Source organism: Paenibacillus sp. FSL R5-0378, assembly GCF_038009285.1.
GTDB classification, from domain to species: domain Bacteria; phylum Bacillota; class Bacilli; order Paenibacillales; family Paenibacillaceae; genus Paenibacillus_AQ; species Paenibacillus_AQ favisporus.
Map to the genome: position 1 here is coordinate 1,938,487 of NZ_JBBPAY010000001.1, position 17,993 is coordinate 1,956,479.

General features: G+C 38.4%; 29 protein-coding genes. 26 read left to right on the forward strand and 3 right to left on the reverse strand.

The window, feature by feature from the left end:
- Positions 1–22: 22 nt before the first annotated feature.
- From MKY74_RS08955 to MKY74_RS08975, 5 genes are all read left to right on the forward strand, one after another.
- Positions 23–400: a VOC family protein gene (locus MKY74_RS08955; protein WP_279628495.1), complete on the forward strand. Its 378-nt coding sequence runs from the start codon at positions 23–25 to the stop codon at positions 398–400.
- A gap of 64 nt (positions 401–464) precedes the next feature.
- Entirely contained in the window at positions 465–827 is a 363-nt protein-coding gene (locus MKY74_RS08960) for a VOC family protein (protein WP_076173396.1), read from the forward strand.
- A 126-nt stretch (positions 828–953) separates the two neighbouring features.
- Complete coding sequence (locus MKY74_RS08965) at positions 954–1,115, forward strand: hypothetical protein (RefSeq protein ID WP_163879033.1); 162 nt, start codon at positions 954–956, stop codon at positions 1,113–1,115.
- A complete protein-coding gene (locus MKY74_RS08970) occupies positions 1,111–1,359 on the forward strand; it encodes an alpha/beta hydrolase (protein ID WP_341013923.1) in 249 nt (82 codons plus the stop codon). Before MKY74_RS08965 ends, MKY74_RS08970 begins: the two co-directional genes overlap by 5 nt.
- Positions 1,360–1,382: 23 nt before the next feature.
- Entirely contained in the window at positions 1,383–1,802 is a 420-nt protein-coding gene (locus MKY74_RS08975) for a GNAT family N-acetyltransferase (protein ID WP_076173395.1), read from the forward strand.
- A 359-nt stretch (positions 1,803–2,161) separates the two neighbouring features.
- Here the strand turns inward: MKY74_RS08975 and MKY74_RS08980 are convergent, their stop codons facing one another.
- Complete coding sequence (locus MKY74_RS08980; RefSeq protein ID WP_076173394.1) at positions 2,162–2,362, reverse strand: hypothetical protein; 201 nt, start codon at positions 2,360–2,362, stop codon at positions 2,162–2,164.
- Between the two features lie 212 nt (positions 2,363–2,574).
- Positions 2,575–2,802: a DUF6199 family natural product biosynthesis protein gene (locus MKY74_RS08985; protein ID WP_076173393.1), complete on the reverse strand. Its 228-nt coding sequence runs from the start codon at positions 2,800–2,802 to the stop codon at positions 2,575–2,577.
- 570 nt (positions 2,803–3,372) lie between these two features.
- On the opposite strand from MKY74_RS08985, the gene MKY74_RS08990 reads away from it, so the two are divergent.
- The 4 genes from MKY74_RS08990 (at position 3,373) to MKY74_RS09005 (ending at position 6,067) form a co-directional block, all read left to right on the forward strand.
- A complete protein-coding gene (locus tag MKY74_RS08990) occupies positions 3,373–3,936 on the forward strand; it encodes a GNAT family N-acetyltransferase (RefSeq protein WP_076173392.1) in 564 nt (187 codons plus the stop codon).
- 231 nt (positions 3,937–4,167) lie between these two features.
- Positions 4,168–4,587: a GNAT family N-acetyltransferase gene (locus tag MKY74_RS08995; RefSeq protein ID WP_076173391.1), complete on the forward strand. Its 420-nt coding sequence runs from the start codon at positions 4,168–4,170 to the stop codon at positions 4,585–4,587.
- A 295-nt stretch (positions 4,588–4,882) separates the two neighbouring features.
- Entirely contained in the window at positions 4,883–5,335 is a 453-nt protein-coding gene (locus tag MKY74_RS09000; protein ID WP_244169356.1) for a pentapeptide repeat-containing protein, read from the forward strand.
- A gap of 237 nt (positions 5,336–5,572) precedes the next feature.
- Complete coding sequence (locus MKY74_RS09005) at positions 5,573–6,067, forward strand: NUDIX domain-containing protein (protein WP_076173390.1); 495 nt, start codon at positions 5,573–5,575, stop codon at positions 6,065–6,067.
- A gap of 42 nt (positions 6,068–6,109) precedes the next feature.
- Here MKY74_RS09005 and MKY74_RS09010 read toward each other — a convergent pair whose 3' ends face one another.
- Entirely contained in the window at positions 6,110–6,574 is a 465-nt protein-coding gene (locus tag MKY74_RS09010) for an AraC family transcriptional regulator (RefSeq protein WP_076173389.1), read from the reverse strand.
- A gap of 378 nt (positions 6,575–6,952) precedes the next feature.
- Here MKY74_RS09010 and MKY74_RS09015 point away from each other — a divergent pair, with 378 nt between their 5' ends.
- The 17 genes from MKY74_RS09015 to MKY74_RS35675 all read left to right on the forward strand — a co-directional run bounded on the left by MKY74_RS09015 (position 6,953) and on the right by MKY74_RS35675 (position 17,928).
- A complete protein-coding gene (locus MKY74_RS09015; RefSeq protein WP_076173388.1) occupies positions 6,953–7,828 on the forward strand; it encodes an alpha/beta fold hydrolase in 876 nt (291 codons plus the stop codon).
- 76 nt (positions 7,829–7,904) lie between these two features.
- Entirely contained in the window at positions 7,905–8,360 is a 456-nt protein-coding gene (locus MKY74_RS09020) for an NUDIX hydrolase (protein WP_076173387.1), read from the forward strand.
- A 45-nt stretch (positions 8,361–8,405) separates the two neighbouring features.
- On the forward strand, positions 8,406–8,909 hold the full coding sequence (locus tag MKY74_RS09025) for a 2,4'-dihydroxyacetophenone dioxygenase family protein (protein ID WP_076173386.1): 504 nt from the start codon (positions 8,406–8,408) through the stop codon (positions 8,907–8,909).
- A gap of 82 nt (positions 8,910–8,991) precedes the next feature.
- The gene (locus tag MKY74_RS09030; RefSeq protein ID WP_076173385.1) at positions 8,992–9,549 is read left to right on the forward strand and encodes a GNAT family N-acetyltransferase; all 558 of its coding nucleotides are present in this window, start codon (positions 8,992–8,994) and stop codon (positions 9,547–9,549) included.
- Between the two features lie 406 nt (positions 9,550–9,955).
- Positions 9,956–10,282: a hypothetical protein gene (locus MKY74_RS09035; protein WP_244169355.1), complete on the forward strand. Its 327-nt coding sequence runs from the start codon at positions 9,956–9,958 to the stop codon at positions 10,280–10,282.
- 17 nt (positions 10,283–10,299) lie between these two features.
- Entirely contained in the window at positions 10,300–10,599 is a 300-nt protein-coding gene (locus MKY74_RS09040; RefSeq protein ID WP_244169354.1) for a hypothetical protein, read from the forward strand.
- 21 nt (positions 10,600–10,620) lie between these two features.
- Complete coding sequence (locus MKY74_RS09045) at positions 10,621–11,076, forward strand: GNAT family N-acetyltransferase (RefSeq protein ID WP_076173384.1); 456 nt, start codon at positions 10,621–10,623, stop codon at positions 11,074–11,076.
- A 249-nt stretch (positions 11,077–11,325) separates the two neighbouring features.
- A complete protein-coding gene (locus MKY74_RS09050) occupies positions 11,326–11,907 on the forward strand; it encodes a GNAT family N-acetyltransferase (protein ID WP_076173383.1) in 582 nt (193 codons plus the stop codon).
- 228 nt (positions 11,908–12,135) lie between these two features.
- Positions 12,136–12,753, forward strand: coding sequence for a zinc dependent phospholipase C family protein (locus tag MKY74_RS09055; protein WP_076173382.1), 618 nt, complete (start codon positions 12,136–12,138; stop codon positions 12,751–12,753).
- A complete protein-coding gene (locus MKY74_RS09060) occupies positions 12,753–13,337 on the forward strand; it encodes a DJ-1/PfpI family protein (RefSeq protein ID WP_076173381.1) in 585 nt (194 codons plus the stop codon). Before MKY74_RS09055 ends, MKY74_RS09060 begins: the two co-directional genes overlap by 1 nt.
- 78 nt (positions 13,338–13,415) lie before the next feature.
- The gene (locus MKY74_RS09065) at positions 13,416–14,111 is read left to right on the forward strand and encodes a DinB family protein (protein ID WP_076173380.1); all 696 of its coding nucleotides are present in this window, start codon (positions 13,416–13,418) and stop codon (positions 14,109–14,111) included.
- A gap of 26 nt (positions 14,112–14,137) precedes the next feature.
- Positions 14,138–14,899, forward strand: a complete 762-nt coding sequence (locus MKY74_RS09070) for a hypothetical protein (protein WP_076173379.1) — start codon at positions 14,138–14,140, stop codon at positions 14,897–14,899.
- 49 nt (positions 14,900–14,948) lie between these two features.
- Positions 14,949–15,443, forward strand: a complete 495-nt coding sequence (locus MKY74_RS09075) for a DinB family protein (protein WP_076173378.1) — start codon at positions 14,949–14,951, stop codon at positions 15,441–15,443.
- Between the two features lie 16 nt (positions 15,444–15,459).
- Complete coding sequence (locus MKY74_RS09080) at positions 15,460–15,834, forward strand: VOC family protein (protein WP_076173377.1); 375 nt, start codon at positions 15,460–15,462, stop codon at positions 15,832–15,834.
- A 33-nt stretch (positions 15,835–15,867) separates the two neighbouring features.
- Positions 15,868–16,416, forward strand: a complete 549-nt coding sequence (locus MKY74_RS09085; protein ID WP_076173376.1) for a GNAT family N-acetyltransferase — start codon at positions 15,868–15,870, stop codon at positions 16,414–16,416.
- A gap of 288 nt (positions 16,417–16,704) precedes the next feature.
- Positions 16,705–17,289 carry an NUDIX hydrolase gene (locus MKY74_RS09090; RefSeq protein ID WP_076173375.1) on the forward strand — a complete coding sequence of 195 codons (585 nt, stop codon included), beginning with the start codon at positions 16,705–16,707 and terminating at the stop codon, positions 17,287–17,289.
- Positions 17,290–17,322: 33 nt separating this feature from the next.
- Positions 17,323–17,928, forward strand: coding sequence for a rhomboid family intramembrane serine protease (locus tag MKY74_RS35675; RefSeq protein ID WP_076173374.1), 606 nt, complete (start codon positions 17,323–17,325; stop codon positions 17,926–17,928).
- The last annotated feature ends 65 nt before the right edge of the window (positions 17,929–17,993 follow it).

Below are 17,993 nucleotides of genomic sequence, written 5' to 3' on the forward strand. Positions count from 1 at the left end.
ATGGGGGCTGATTAAAATAAACATCAATCGTTTAGACCATTTAGTGCTGACTGTTTCGAATATTGATCAAACCTGTGAATTTTATTCTCGGGTCTTAGGAATGCGAACTGTAACATTTGGAGAAGGACGAAAGGCATTGCATTTTGGGCAGCAGAAAATAAACCTACATGAAGCAGGCAAAGAGTTTGAACCAAAAGCGAAAACGCCTATGCCAGGCACTGCTGATTTATGTTTTATAACAGACGATCCTATACCCGATGTCATTCGCCATTTAGAATATTGCAATGTAATGATTGAGGAAGGTCCTGTATTGAGAACAGGGGCATTAGGATCGATCACGTCCGTTTATCTAAGAGATCCAGATGGGAATTTAATCGAAATCTCTAAGTACGATTCGTGAATATGAGAACGTTACATGTATGAACGAAGTGATATATTAAAAATTTTTCAAAAGGAGCATTGATATGATAAAACGATTTCATCATGCCCAAATCACAATTCCGAAGGGAAAAGAAGAAGAGGCCAGGAACTTCTATTGTGGAATTCTCAAACTGGAAGAAATCTCAAAACCGGAATCATTAGTTGGTCGAGGCGGCTTTTGGGTTCAGGTAGGAGATCAACAACTACATATTGGAACTGAAGAGGGAGTGGATCGTTTACAAACGAAAGCCCATCTAGCGTATGAGGTGGAAAACTTAATAGAAATGGAAAAGCTGCTTAACAATAATGGTATTGAAATACTGGAATCTGTAGCGATACCAGGATATGAAAGATTTGAATTCAGGGATCCATTTGGCAATCGAGTTGAGTTTATTAAACCAATTTAAAAAACATGTAATTTCAATAGGCATTTTAAAGGTGAAAATAAGAAGTACATGATCTGAGGTGTTACAAATTTCCTTCGTTTAACAAAGTGCTGCAGCGTCGATTTAACAAAAATAAGGAGTTAATTTATGAATAATAGTGAGTTCACTGTTGGCTGGGGAACACTTGCATTAATTAATGCAGGATTAGCACAAGGAAAGAACAGAAGCGGACTTCATTGGTTTCTAATATCATTATTAATTGGACCATTAGCAACGCTATTCATCGTGGTATGGGATAGGAAAGATTAATAGCTTTGTAGGGAATATCGAGAAAGCCGATTCATCTGATAACACTGCAGCAGTCAACTCGAGGGTAAATGCAGCCGGTTTGGAGTGGATGATGGACATGGAGCGGATCGGCATTATGGGACATTCCTTTGGTGGGGCTACGGCGTTTGATGCGTCCTACACGGACGACCGGCTCAAGGCGGGAATCGATATGGACGGGACGGTTTGTGGTTCAACTATGAAATTCACGCAAAGTAAATATTAAATCATATCAGAAGGGGCATCTATATGATCTGTAAGGTTAGTGATTTATCAGATCAAGTTCTCTATGAATTTCTATCCTATTGTATGAGCCCGGTTGCTGAAAGGATCGAGACCGAATGTAGTAATTACAAGACAAGAACGAACAGAGAACTGTATGGAATATATTTAAATAACACATTAAGAGGGATTATTGGATTAATTCAAGGCGAATCAGAAACTGAGTTAAAACATATTGCAATACATCCTGAATTTAGATTGCAGGGGTTGGGAAGTAAGTTAATAGAATTCGTAATTAAATCAACAGAAATCAATAAATTAGTGGCGGAAACTGATAAGGATGCTGTGAATTTTTATAAAAAGAAGGGCTTTAAAATTATAAGTTTAGGAGAAAAATATCCAGGGGTAGAACGATTTAAATGCGAGTATAGTAACAACTCATTGTAGGGGCTCGTGGAAAGATATGAACATTCCATAACAATGTATCCATGTTGCATCGCTAACAGTAAGCAGCAGGCAACCCAGAGAACCTATCAGAGTTGCGACGACCATTACAGACCTTTAGGTTTTCGGGTTCGTAGATGATAAAGAAGCACTAGTTCGAGGATCAATAGTTAGAAACAAAAAAGTTAAACTAAGTGTCTTAGAATTATTAATAAATGACGATGACGAAGAAATTAGGAGCATAGCTAAAGAAAGAATATTAATGGGCGAATATAAAGAATAGCTATGATTAGTCCAGTCTGACCGGGCGACAAAGTCTTGATATCTCCTACAGGTCAAATTATGATCCACTATTAATTCACTCATTCCTTTTTTTTGATGAAATCGTACTTGATCACAAAATCAAAGAGAGCCGTAATTGCAATTGCTCCAAGTGGAATCATTAAGTATGCCCATGGCGGATGATCTGGAACTTCACCAGGTGGTGCTTCGATTAATATCCCATAAAGGACAAAACAATAAATAATGGCCAACACAACACCTGTCAAGTTTCTGTTTTTCATAGCTGTTTTTCACCTCCAGGCCGAACATCATTTCATGTCTCGGCGGGCCATTCGTCATGCCGGCGGTCGAGTACATAAGAGACGAGCAACCTTGTCGTACCGATACCCTTTGCTTTTTTTGTACGATTGCTTTTGGCAAACCATACATATATAAATAAGAGGGACAAAGAGATCGGACACTGCTCGTATAAATAACTTGGCTTACTGAGAGCTTAATATATAAATATTAATAGAATTCCAATTGCAAAGAAAAATGAACCGATCACGATCGCTATAAACCCACCAAATTTTCGGGCTTCAATGTAGGCGTCACTTGGCTCGGAGTCACCTTTCACTTTCCACGCTTCATTCATACTCCAACCAAACGTGGGTTTAATGCGACTAAGGATACCGAGTGCAATAAATATAGCACCGAAAATAATGAAGGTTGCTTGAACCATGTTAAATCAGCTCCTTTTTATATAAGACGCTTAGGAGCTACTTGAAGTTCCGCTTAACAAATATTGACTAACTAACGGACCGATGGGAGAACGCAACTTAATGTTTAATGAGTTGGGGGTTCCGCGGTCGCCAAAAAGTAGGATCCAATTAACCCGATTTCGATAATTACAAAAATGAGCACTACCAGCAGGAAAATTTTTTTACCACTCATGTTATTACCTCCCGAAGCAGAAGTTAGATTGTCCAAGATGCCGGGGCCGAAATTTATGAATTAAAAGCAAACCATATGATCAAATAAACTAACCCATAGATGGCGATTAATCCAAATACACAGATAAGCACGATCAAGAGCACAAGTTTTTTACCATTCATGGATGCACCTCACTGTAGACCTTAGCACATAGTAGGGGGATTATTCCATCAATAACCACTAACAATCAATCATCAAATGCAAAAGACTTCTTATTAACATTTGGGACTGACGCCCCTCAGTCTTCCAATGTATAATCATGGAAGATGTCCCGGATGACACAAAAAGCTATAAAAACCCATAAACCGGAGGATCCAATATGCCTTTTAAAGATGCATTTACTTCTTTCCCTAAGCTTGAAACTGACAGATTTATATTGAGAGAATTACGTTCGGAAGATGCCGAGGCATATTACACTTATTTCTCAGATCATGAAGTAACAAAATACTGGGGGTATCCAGGGCCCAAAAATATCGAGACAGCCTCCAAGACATTTACGCGGTTTCAAAACGCATTTACTAGAAAAGAAATGATCACTTGGGGAATAGCTTCCAAAGATGAGGAGCAAATTATTGGGACATGCATTTTGAACGATTTTGTGAGAGGATCCATGGTTAACTTATCCTACAACTTATCAAGAGATTATTGGGGAAAAGGGATCATGACCGAAGTGCTCAAAACGATTATTCCGTTTGGATTTAATGAGCTGGATATAAACCGAATACAAGCTAAAGTCATGCCGGAAAACCATTCATCTGTAAATCTTTTAACAAAGTTGGGTTTTGTACAGGAGGGTTTGCTTCGGGACTATATATTTGGTGAGTTCATCACGGATACATTGATATTCTCCATGCTGAAGAAAGATTCTATTACAGCTGCGTAGCTGCGGTTTTTTAGTTTAGAACATATATCGTTTGCAGAAAATGATCAACTTCAAGGGGAGCAACTCAACAGACAACCCTGCACCAACTAACCGCTCTGCTGCCGGCCAACTCGCACTTATTCAGCCCATGTGTGTATTTCATCCGCGACATTCTGCTGCTTGAATGGGTTTCATCATATCCTTTATTAGTTTATATCACTCAAAATTTTTTGTAGATAGGAGATTGATCTTATAATTATCAGAGAAGCAAGTAAAATAGACTACCCTCAGTTAAGACAAATATATCTTGAATCGCGCCGCAAGAGCTTTCACTGGGCAAATGCAGAAGAAATGAATTTAGATGATTTTGATAGAGATACAACTGAGGAATATATACTATTAGCTGAAGAACATTCCCGAATCCTTGGTTTCGCATCTTTATATTTACCTGAGAACTTTATTCATAATTTATTTGTACACCCCGATTTTAGCGGTAAAGGGGTTGGTACTCAATTAGTTAACCATGCTATAGAAAAAATGGGTAAGCCCGCAAGATTAAAGTGTGTATCAGAAAATCATAAAGCATTAGGTTTCTATGAAAAAAGTGGATGGAAGAAGGTTGTTGAAGAAGGAAAACCCGGAGAGAAGTATTGGGTTTTAATATATGAATAATAAAAATATGGAGATCTTTAGTAAGAAGATCGTTTAGCGGGCTGACGTCTTGTCTTTATTCGAAGAAGCGGCCCATTACATCACACTTCGGGGCTGACGCCCCTTGGTTGTCAGATGTATAATCATGGAAGATGAAAGATGGTTCAGACAACACACGACCCGGCCTAAGATAGGAGTTATCTAAGGCCGGGTCGTGTCGTTCATTCGGTAAACGTTACATTGAAACAAGTATGATTCCTACTATTAAACATCATTGAAATTCACATACAAACCTAAATTGAAAAGGAGAATGAGCATGAGCATGAGCATGGGATTAGAAGTTGCAAAGATGGAATTGGAGATGAAAGACATTTCAGGATCTAAGTTCAAGGAAGTTAATGCGGAGGGTTTAGATTTTGATAATGTTAATTTATCAAAATCTAAGATTAATAATGCAAATATGAGTGGAATGACTTTAAATGACGTTAATGCTAGTGAGGTTGAAATTAGAAATGCTAACCTATCCGCCACTTCAGTTCAGCATGCAAATATGAGTCATATGAAGGTAGATCATGTACACCTATTCGGGACTGAGTTTGTAAATATTGTTTTGCCTCAGGAAGGTGACAGAAATTATGATCCAAACGGAGATTATAAGCCTATAGTGTTTCATAATTGTAATCTGAGCAATATGGAGATAAATAACTGTGACATTACCGGCCTAAAGATCAACGGGATACTAATAGAAGAGCTGCTTAAGAACAAATGATAAATTTTTTGTGAGTAACTCGAAGACGGCACTGGCACACAGATAACGTAGTGTTCTCGCTGCGGATCGGCTTACGCCGATCTTTGGTTCGCCCGGGGAGACTTGTAGGGGAGCTGAATCAGCGGACGCATCGATCTTCCTTAGATAGGAGCATTCTAAGGAGGATCGACTTCGTGAATACGAGAGCCTCAGGTAAAAGTAACAAATATTCACCAATAACTTAATGAGGTGTCATAGATGATTAGAAATACTGCCCGGGCACTGATTATTCAAGACGGACTGTTACTTGCGATAAAAAAAGAACGTCCTGAAGTTGGAGTGTATTATACTTTGCCAGGAGGGGCTCAGGAGATAGGCGAAACGATAGAGCAGACATTACAACGTGAATGCTTAGAAGAACTAGGAATTGATGTTGCAGAACACAAGTTTATTTGTATTAGAGAATACATATCAAAAAATCATGAGTACTCTTTTATCATGAAGGAAGTACATGCAGTAGAGTTTATTTATGAATGCAGGATCAAAGCGACTGATACTTTTGTCAGCTCACAGGCTGATATTGGGCAAATCGGAATGGAGTGGATACCCACTGAAAGTATAAAACAATCTGTATCCGCGTCAGACCAATCATCAAAAACTTATCAATTCCCTGAAACAACAAGGGACTTTTTTAGAGAATACTTTAGAGATCAAGGCTTAGAACTATATCGAAGTAAGAATTATGAAAGTTAATCATAACCATCAAGGCAGTGGAGTTTGTTATCATACGCTGGACTATAACGCTTTTACAGGTATACATATTTCGCAATAATGGTTATACAACATATCACCAATGTATCTTTCGAAAATGGGCTTGTTGTCTATTTGATATCCGCTATTATTTAACGCAGGAAAAATATCAGTCCACGCTTTTTGAATGTCCTCAGCTGTATGCTTCACCTCATAGGTTACATAATGACCACCAGCGAGTTCAGTTTCGAAAATGTTATGATCCGTGTCATCTTCCCGATAATCTTCTGGAATAACAATACAAGCATCATACCGACAGTTCTCAGGAGGTGTAGTTTCCGGATTATCTTGGGCAATTCCAAGCAGTATGGATGATCCGTTGAGTAAATTTTTTTCTACAGCCCATTTCTTTAACGCTTCCATTGCTTGGATGTTCTGAGGACCGTATGGACCTACTTGGCGCACAAAAGCAATGCGGGTTTTTGGCATCATTTCAAATTTAATAATCATGATTTCATTCCTCCCTGGATGATATTGGATACACAACGCATGCTAACATGATATAAAAATATATTCATTAGTTTTTTCGAGTACCCATTAGGTTTAAGCGCAAGCGGGAGGAAAATCAGGCATTCAATCGAATATAGTGAAGGTATTGAAAGGATGCGCAATAAGATCACAGGTCATATAAACCAGTGACTTCACCTAACATAAGATTCATGCTACGTTCATTTTCCTTAAATTGGGAGAATGTGGAAGTGCAGTGAAATCGCTCATCATCACAGACGCCTACCTGAGATAAAGCTATCTAAGGTGGGCGTTCGTCTTAAATTCACAAAATGTTATTGGAAATTGCCTCACAATTATTTGTGTAAGGGAGCTGAAATATTGGAGCGATATAAGCATCCATTAGGTAAACAACTGATTTATGATTCGTACGAATTATTGCTGGATTCATGGGGAACGAAATATGAAGAAAGAGACGTGGATACTGCATATGGTCTAACCCATGTCATTACTGCGGGGGATCCGCAAAGTCCGCCTTTGTTGCTTTTCCATGGAACAGCAGATAATTCAGCCATGATGTGGATTTATAACGTCAAAGTGCTGTCAGAGAAATTCTATATCATTGCTGTTGATGCGATAGGTGGTTCAGGGAAAAGCGAACCTAATACTCATTATTATAAAAGCTTCAACCAAGTCACTTGGATTGATGACCTTTTAAGTAACTTACAAATACATGCTGTAAACATCTGCGGAGTGTCATATGGTGCTTACTTGGCTTACCACTATACGATGAAAAGGCCAATGAACGTCGATAAGGCCGTTTGTTTAGCGGGTAGAATTCCTTCCAGCCAATTTGAGGTCATTACTAAGATGATGGCAGCGTTTTTTCCTGAGGCATTATTTCCATCTGAACGTAATTGCAAAAAATTACTGAGAAAACTGAGCGGAATCAATTTCTCGACATTTGAAGATAACGATGTGTTGATGAAGCACTGGTATTATTTGTTGAAGCATTTTAACAATAAATCCATGATGCAGCACAAGATTGAAATTAATGCGGATACAGAATTATCAGTTCTGAAAGACAAAGCTGTGTTTTTGATTGGTCAATATGACAGGTTAACCAATTATCCAAAAGCAATAAAGAGATTAGAAGATAACAAACTAAATTACAAAATCATTAACAATGCAGGACATGCAATTAACCATGAGCAAGCTGATGTAATTAACAATGAGATTATTGAATTTTTGGCATAAAGATCATTAGTATATTTGAAGATGTTGGAGACACCCTTACCCAAAACCACGGTAATGAATCCAGGGAGGGATAAGCATGCTAAAATTGATTAATGAACTTCCGACAGATTTCCCAATTGCTGGAGTCCACTGCGTACCCGTATTTGATAACGGCAATCTGATGATGGTTTGGGATCGAGAAGAGAAAGTACTTACTACCATTGGTGGAAGACTCGAAGAGAATGAATCCACACAAGAGGGTTTAGAGCGAGAAGCTTTAGAAGAAGCAGGGATAGAACTAGCTGAGGTAAGAATACCGTTTGCCAGCTGGTTTTGGAAGGAAACCAATTCGTATACCGTATATTTTCTAACTCAAGTTAATAAATTCGTGAGTATACCTGCAGGATTTGAAAAGACAGGTTACATCATAACAAATTTTGAAACGGCTATAGACATGATAATGAACATCGAAGGAAGAGGAGAACGAATTGAAATCATCAGAAGAGCAGGTATATTGGCGGGTCATCTCGATCAAGAAAGCAGCAGCAGATAATTCTTGCGGTGATTCAGACCGTTATCATAAAAGGAGACCTATACCATGAATCCATTGATTAAAGATGCTGTAGTAAAATTAGCTGAGGATCTTCAATTACCTGAAAAGGTCTTTGATATTGAAGATTTACCGTGGGTTCCTTTTGATGAGGGGAAAGAAGCAAATTGTTATTTTAAACCTCTTCGATTTGACCTTGCCACCGGCACCTGGATATACCTCTTTAAAATAAAGAGCAATCAAGTGCTGACACGCCACCGGCATACTGGAGGATCTGTGATAGGATACAACATTCAAGGGCAATGGAGATATGAAGGACGTCATTGGATGGCGAAACCAGGAACCTTCATTTTTGAACCGCCTGGAGATATTCATACGCTTATTACTGAAGATGAAGAGGTCATTACTTTATTCATTTTGGGCGGATCCTTGCAATATTTCGATCATGACAATCAAGTTATTGGCCAAGATGATATTTTTACAGTACTGAAGAAATATAGAGATTATTGTCATGAGAATGGAATCGAAGCACGTGAAGATCTTGTTTATTAGGAGTTGAGGTGCTTAAGACAATGAACCAATTTCAAATGAAGCTGGGGATATTTTTTATATAAATAACAGGAGGGAAATTGCTATGCAGCAATTAAACAGAGCATTGGAAAGTGACAGGCTTTATCTTCGGCCGCTTGTAAGTGAAGATTCCGATATGTATTACCCGAACATGTTGAACGAAGAAGTGAGGAGATTGACGGGAACCCAAAGAGTATTTTCAAAACAGATGATCGAAAATTATATTGAAGAAATACAGAATGAAACGGATCGTATTCATTTATTGATCGTTCTTAAAGAGGAAGATCGTATTATTGGAGAAGTTGCACTACAGGATATAGATTATGTAAATCGCAATTCCAATATACGGGTAGCTTTGTTTAATGAAGCGGATTTTAGCAAGGGATTTGGAACAGAGGCTCTAAAATTATTACTGAATTATGGCTTTGGTGTGCTGAATCTACATAGAATTGAACTTAACGTGTACTCGTATAATGCAAGAGCCATAAAAGCATATGAAAAGTTAGGATTTATACAAGAAGGAATCCAGCGAGAGGTTCTCTATTATAACCATGAGTATCATGACTCCATTACAATGAGTATTTTAGAGAATGAATTCCGAAAAAAGGAAGGGATTAAATAACGCCTTATTCATGCGGCTGGGCCGTATGGGATTGCTAGAGTAAAGAGCAGTACCGATTTGAAGTGTTCCAGGGGAGTGCTTATGAAAACCTATATCTAAATGGTGAGGCATGGCGAATCACCTAAGCTCGAAGGAAGCGAAAGAACTCAAAACCCGAAATTTACAAGATGGAATTTGATGAAGGGGTGCTTAAAGGATCGAAGCGATTGTGGACAGATCCATTTTGATGCGACAACGGGAGGCTCAAGGTCATGAATCAATGACTATTGAGACACACCTTTTTGCTACTTAACGACAGCTTTACATTCGTTACTTGGATCGGGACGAGCTGCAACAGGGCAAAGGCAGGTTTTCCAAACGCATTGCAGACGACGGTGAAGGCGTAACACGAAAACAATGAAATGAGGTGAATTCACTGACTGTTGTTGGTGTTCTAGGAACAATACATAATGAAGAGCTAAGACAGAAATATAACTGTTCGCTCGATCTGTATAAAGAAATTATTGAAGAGTTCAGTCCAGATATCATTTGTGGTGAAGTTCATCCTAATGCTTGGGATAAATATTGTAAAAATAAGAGCGAGAGGGGATATTGGGGGGAGCCGGCAAGTGAGTACTGGGAGCTGATCTTTCCTTTATGCGAAAATAACAAGATCAAGTTTGTTCCAATCGATTGGTTTGAACTCGATGTATGGAATAACTTCGATCCCTTTGCCGAGCTCCTGAGGGAGTAAGGGAGAACATCATGCGAATGGATGATGAGTGGTTTGACAAACAAATGGCCACGCATTCGTTTGGAAGGATCCCCTTTAATTCATTAGAATTTGATACCATCACAAGAGCGAAATACGAGTGGTTAGAACAATTGAACCCAAGATCATATAATTTTCGATGGAAGATCCGGAATCAAATCATGATAGAGCGTGTAAGAAATACCGTCAATTCTAGTCAAGGTAAGAAAATTCTTTGCATTATAGGTGCTGATCATAACTATATATTTATTGATGAATTAATACGGCAAGACATCGAGCTGAAATATCCATTAAGATAACTCAATGAGTTGGAGGTTAACATGGATAAAAATGTTACATATAGGAAGCTGCAAGTAGGGGATGAATCAATTTTTTTTGATTTAGTATTGCTGTTTAATGAGGAGTTTGAATCACCTAATACGGACTTCGTCAATCATGTTAATATTGCGGAGCTTTTATCAAATCCTTTATTTATTTGTATCGTTGGAATAAAAGGTAACGAGGTTATTGGCGGATTAACCGGATATGAGCTGCCCATGTATGATCGAATGGGTTCCAGCTTGTATTTATATGACATAGCGGTAGAAGAAAATAACCAGCGTAAGGGAATAGGAAGCCGTCTGGTCAAGGAATTAGTCGAGTACTGTAAATCAAAGCAAATCCATGAAATTTTTGTTCAAGCAGATGCTATTGATCAACACGCGGTTGAATTTTATAAAAAACTTGGTGGAGAGATATCCAGTGTTTATCAGTTTACATTTACTGTAAAATCATAACGAAAAAAGCCCTTGCGAATTGTAATCGTAGGGGATAGTCACACATCCTACAGGGAGAATTCGGTTCCCCCTTTTTTTATTTTTCGGATGCTTAGCACCGATCCACTTTCTCTAGGTCCGCAGCAACCCGTGTTCACTTCCTGAGATATGACATCATCTAATTAATGTTTAGATTACAAGCGCATTCCTGCTACAAAATCCTTCAGCGTGTTGGGAGGCCAGAACATTACGTACCAGGCAGGGCATGAGATGTTTGTTTTTTCAGAACTGGATGGAAAACGAGTAAAGTTAATTCCATTAGAATTGGAACACAGTATACATCTATATGAATGCTCTAGGGACCCAGAAATTTGGGCAAGCTATCCAATCCATATTCGGACGTTGAATGAGATGGAGAAATTCGTCCAAAAAGCATTGGATGGGCGTGAGCGGAAAGAGCAGTTTCCATTTGTTATTTATGATAAAGAGACAAATGAAATTGTAGGAACAACGAGATATCTTAGGATATCAGAAGAAAATAACAATTTAAATATAGGCTCAACTTGGTATTCATCGAAGGTATGGAGAACTAGAGTAAACACAGAATCCAAATCCTTATTATTGAATTATGCCTTTGAGAATTTACGAGTAAATCGGGTTGAAATCATAACGACAATAACGAATATAAGATCACAGAAAGCCATTGAACGACTTGGAGCTGTCCGAGAAGGAATTCTCAGAAAGAAGTATAACGGACTTGATTATGTGATTTACAGCATTATAGATACTGAATGGAACGAAGTTAAGAACAGACTTGAAGGCTTTCTTGATGAAGCTAAGTACGTCAGATAACAACATATTCATGCATTGGGGTTACTTTGCGCTTCTGAAAAACAGAAGAAGAAAGATGTAGTTTGAATCTAGCATTCGCAGAGAGGAAGAGGATCCAGTCGGGCAAACGGAATGGTTTAACCGCCATCGCGACGAGGGACTTCTTTTCCTTGAGGTGGCGAGAGTTCTTGATAGCAGAACGTAAGTTGCGATTAGGAGAACAGTATAGATCCTTGGGGGGACTAATTTATGGGATCCAGAATCATGCACATCATTATCGGCCATAGAATTGCTGAAAAATTAAATATCCAAGATCGAACTTCGTTCTTACTTGGAAGCGTTGCTCCTGATGCTGTTCAAGCAAAGGATGAGTCCCATTTCTTTAGGGGTGAACATCAGAATTTTACGCGATACATAGACTATCATGGATTCCTCGATAAATATAAAAAATATTCGGATAACCCATATGTACTTGGGTATTTCATTCATCTAATTGCTGACGATCAGTGGTTGAAGGGTTTTTATATGCCCTGGTTGAGAAATCGTATGGAGGCGGACGCAGGGTTATATCCGCTGTATCACAATGATTTTAGATTACTGAATGGGAAATTGTTAGAACACTATAGTTGTACAGAAGAAATGAGGCAAGCGATCAGTGGTTCACCTAAGGTCATTGACCTGGAGGAGGTTAAGGCCAAAGAAGCCATTGACATTGTTCCGCATGTTCTGGGGGACATGGATTATGAGAAACGAGTCATCGATGAACCTTTAAATGTCTTTAGCTTGATTCAGATCGAAGGATATATTGAAACATCGGTGAATATAGGAGTAATGAAATTACAAGCTTTAGATTGGGGGGTTGTTTGATGAAAATAGCATTTATTCTGTTTGATGGCATTACTTTTCTGGATTTGGTCGGATTTTATGATGTCATTACCCGGCTTAAGCATTTCGAAGCTACAAAGGATACCTCTTGGAATATGTGCGGATTAAAAGAAGAAATTACGGATGAACTAGGAGTCACACTAAAAGTAAATCGAGTCAACCCTTATTTATCTGAATACGATATGTTGTTTGTTCCAGGAGGATTAGGGACTAGGGCACTAAGGTATGATGTGGAGTTTATTCGTTGGTTGAAAACAGCACAAGATGTTAAATATAAGATTTCAGTTTGTACAGGCTCTTTACTGCTTGGGGCAGCGGGGTTTTTACACAATAAAAAGGCAACAACACATCCTTTTTCATATGAATTGTTGGAACCTTACTGTAAGGAAGTCATTAAAACAAGAATCGTCCGCGATGGAGATGTAATAACCGGGGGAGGAGTTTCTACATCAATAGACTTGGGGCTGTTTGTCATCGAACAATTTATAGGGAAAGAACAAATTGAAAATATAAAGAAACAAATGGACTATCCATACACTGCTGAAGGAATTATTGAGGTATCGTAACTAAAAGATGGATGAGAGTCTTACTATATTCATTGTATAACACACCCCCAAAATCAATTAAGCAAAGGACGGTTCATTGTGGATTTGAAGCAAAGAAAACAATGGAATGAAAATCATAAAAAACTAACCCATATCATTCTTAAACCCAATGAACATCAAACTTCCATTGAACTATTTTTGGATCAGCACAGGTTGTTACATTCAACAAGAATGAGCAATTCACCTATTCCTACTCTTGAAGACGAATTATTTATAAATCTGTGTGAAGGAACACTCCGCAAATATCCTGTTACAACACCGGATACGAAGAACTCCATAGTATGGCATATTTGGCACATTACTCGCATTGAAGATATGACCATGAACGTACTTGTAAATAACGATGAACAAGTGCTGCATTCAGGTCAATGGAACAAGAAGCTTAATGTGAATTATCCCCATTCTGGAAACGAAATGACAGAAGCTGAAGTTACCGATCTTAGTGAAAATATTGATATTCAAGCACTAATGGCCTATCGAAATGATGTAGGGAGAAAAACTCGTGAAGTTGTATCTCGTCTATTGCCCAACGCTTTTAATCAAAAGGTGGAAGCCGAGAGAATGAAAGTACTTGAAGAGCAAAAAGCTGTCAAGAAAGAAGCTTCCTGGTTGCTTGAATATTGGGGGGGAAAGACGATTGCAGGATTAATATTGATGCCGGCCACAAGACATATCTTTTTGCATTTAAATAAATCAATTCGAATAAAACAAAGGATTCAAAAAAAGGGAGACTAGCGCCCAAAAAAGCGAGGAAGCTAAAAATGGGGATACGATCTCGTATTATTTCACATTTAAGCGAGGGAATGATCAATTATCCTGAAATTAATGCATTATGGTTAGAGGGGTCAGATGGAACAAGCACATCTGATCATTTATCTGACATTGATGTAGTCATACATGTTAATAGTGGATTTGAAACAAAGGCACTTTCAATATGTGAAAACTTATTGGAAGAGATTGCAGCACTTGATATATCCTACGAAGAACCACGTCAACATTCAAATATGAGATACAAAGTTTTTCACTTAGAAAACACACCATCCTACTTATTTATTGATGTGAATGTTTATAGTCATAGGCCTTTTATCGAATTTGACAGGTTCAATGATAGTGAGGTTCCTATTGTTTTATTTGACAAAAAGCAAGTCATTCAAATCAGAGAACATAACGAGTCGGAATTACAACAAACTTTGCGGAATCGATTGTATCATCTAGAAAACACAATCAAGCAGAAAGCAAGAGTAGAAAAATATATAGAGAGAAATAAATTTATTGAAGCTATAGGATATTATCATAAATTTATCATCTCGCCTTTAGTAGAAGTATTAAGAATAAAATACAAGCCAATTAACCATGATTATTACATTGTCTGTATATCTAAACATCTGCCTAGAGAAATTGCTCAACAATTAGAAGATTTATATAAAGTGACTTCTATAGAAGATATTAGTAAGCATACACAGCAGGCATATCAATGGTTTTACGAAGTACTGAAAGATGTTCAAAATAATCTTAATGAATAAAGTTGAATTTGATATTGTGGAGATACCAACCAAATAAGGAGGCCACAGCATGCTGAAATTGTTCGAGTATAACTGGCAGGTTCGTAAAGATTGGTTAGACTGGTGCGATACGGTGAGTGAAGAAGAGCTGCTGAAGAAACGCACCGGCGGGTTAGGCTACTTCCTTCCCACGCTGTATCACATTGTGGCGGTCGAGTATGGCTGGATATGCGGTGGAATCCAGGAAAAAACAGTTGAAATCCCTCCGTTTGAGAAAGTGGCCAGTGTGCAGCAGATCAAAGATTTTTCTGTACGCTGCCACGAGGAACTGGCTCCATTTGTCTATGATTGGAACGACAGCCTGGAAGACCGTATTATGATCGATATTACGGATGAAGGGGAGCGAGAAGCCCATACATACGGCGAAGTCATGCGGCACTTGATCGCCCACGAAATCCACCACATCGGTCAGTTGTCTGTATGGGCACGAGAGATCGGAAAGAAGCCTGTTACAGCCAACTTGATTGGCAGAGGATTATTCGATATTAACAATCCCAATTTATAAGTGGAGGTATTCAAAGATGAATCAGGCTGCATTTTCCGGACCATCTATGGTCTTACTTGTGAGGGATATTGAAAAATCAATCGATTTTTACAAGAAACTCGGTTTCAGTTATGAACTCGTTGGTGGTCCGGTTGTCCAACATGTACATATGACAAGAGATAAAGTAACCTTTATTCTTCATCAAGCAGCCGATCCGGAAGATGTCAAACCATTTTCATCTGTTAAAGGCGGACTCTATTTTGATGCTTTTTGTTATACAAATGTTCGACAATTGCTAGAAGAGATCAAGGATAAAGAAATCCCTATTGTGCAAGGTCCGGATTTGAATGATTTTTTTAGTGAATTTACGATTCAAGACATTGATGGATATAGAATTGCATTCGGGGGATAAGTTGCGTTACTCAAACTGAAGGGAGAAGACGGGATGACCCCATTTCCCATATTGGAAACGGAAAGATTGGTTCTAAGACAGATTACACCAGAGGATTCAGGCGACCTGTTTCATTATTTCTCCTTGGATGAAGTAACAAAATTTTATGATGTGGAGAGCTTTACGAATGTACAACAAGCCGAGGAATTAATTGATAGGTGGCAGCAAAGATTTGAGAAAAATCTAGGCATTCGCTGGGGGATTACTTTAAAATCTGAAGACCGTGTCATTGGCACATGTGGATATCATGGTTGGATGAAACATCACTTTAAAGCTGAAATTGGATACGAACTGAGACCAGATTGCTGGGGAAAGGGCTTTATGACCGAGGCCATTCAGAACGTGATTGAATTCGGGTTTCGCGAATTTGGATTAAACCGAATCGAAGCATTCGTTGAACCGGGGAATGTGAATTCAAGGAAGGTGCTTGAGAAAGCCGGATTTAGCGAAGAAGGGGTATTGAAGGAACATTTTTATTGGAGAAATCAGTTTGTTGATACTGCCATATTTGCATTGCTTAAGAAAGATTATCAAGTAGGTTAAGTAGTAGGTAGGTTTACTAAAAAGACCGAAGGTAGGTTTTGTTCATATTCGATTCAGAAAGGAATAAACCATCCAAGCCAATTGTAATGACCAAGTGTTGCTGCACTTGGTCTTTATTACTTATATAATAACATAATGAAAAAAGTATCATAGTGTTGGATTCATTTTAGGAACAGAAAGTTGGATTGAAAGATATACGAACTTCATCACATAATGTAGTTTCAATTTGCGTGCGTCACCCTTGGTTTGCGAGCTCTCTTTATACGTTGTCATGAAAGGCGGTTATCCATGTTTAAATACAACATTTGCTTCCTTAAACAAAACGATCAAATCCTGCTCCTTAACCGGGAAAAGCCGAGTTGGATGGGAAGGTGGAATGGCGTGGGCGGAAAAATCGAAGAGAACGAATCGCCAAGAGAGTCTGCGCTGAGAGAGGTCGAGGAAGAGACAGGAATTTCCCTGGATTCCATTGATTTTAAAGGTATTGTAACTTGGATTGCAGATGGTAAGTTAACCGGCGGGATGTATGCTTATTTCGCTGAGTTACCGTCCGATTTCATCTATGAGACTCCCATAAAGACACCAGAAGGAATCCTGGACTGGAAGAGCTTGGAGTGGATTATGCACCCGGAGAATAACGGGATCGCGGATATCATTCCGAAAAGCATACATCGTTTTATAGACGACGCAAACTGCTATGAACACCGTTGTTTTTATGAAAATGACAAATGGACACACGATATATTGATTGAATTGGACAAGGACATGGATCAAATGACAGATAAAGAAATGATACATGATTGGTATTTTCGTGAGCAGTTCAGAAAAGGTCATACATCAGATAACATGGTATTCGCGCTGCAGCCCGACTGACGCCGAAAAGGATAAAATGAATGAACATTAAATATGGGAATACACTTAAGTGAATTTAGAACGCTATATCCTGTTACATTTTATATCATCGCTATTAATACATGCGCATTTATCATTACAGTCATTTTCAATTGGATCTATGGTGATGGCTATGTTCAAACATCGTTTGGAATTACCTCTGGAAGGTATGAGCCTTGGAGGTTTATTACCTATGCTTTTTTGCATAATGGAATTCAACACTATCTAGGTAACAATTTATTTCTATATATCATGACTCCTCCCATTGAATACATACTGGGACGAAGAAAATTTCTGATCTTCATATTGATTAATATCGTAGTAACTCCAATGGGTGACTTTTTATTTTGGTCAACGGATAGTCTGGTTGGGTCCTCGGGGATTTGTTTTGGGATCATGGCTATATATTATTACCTCATGATTTCCAAACGTGTTGTTCTCTCAAAACAAACAGTCATTATATTAGTGATTTGGTCATTCCTTGGTTGGGGAAGTACGTTTCTTATGGAACATATAAGTATTAGTGGTCATATCACCGGTTTTGTTTGGGGGATTTTATTTTCACTTATGGTTTTCCGCAAGAACGAGAGTATACATCATTCTAAATCTCATATGAACTAGGCTTTATAGCCTGTAAGAGCTATCTGCATTCCAAAGGAGTGAACAGTTATCGATAGGAGAATGCA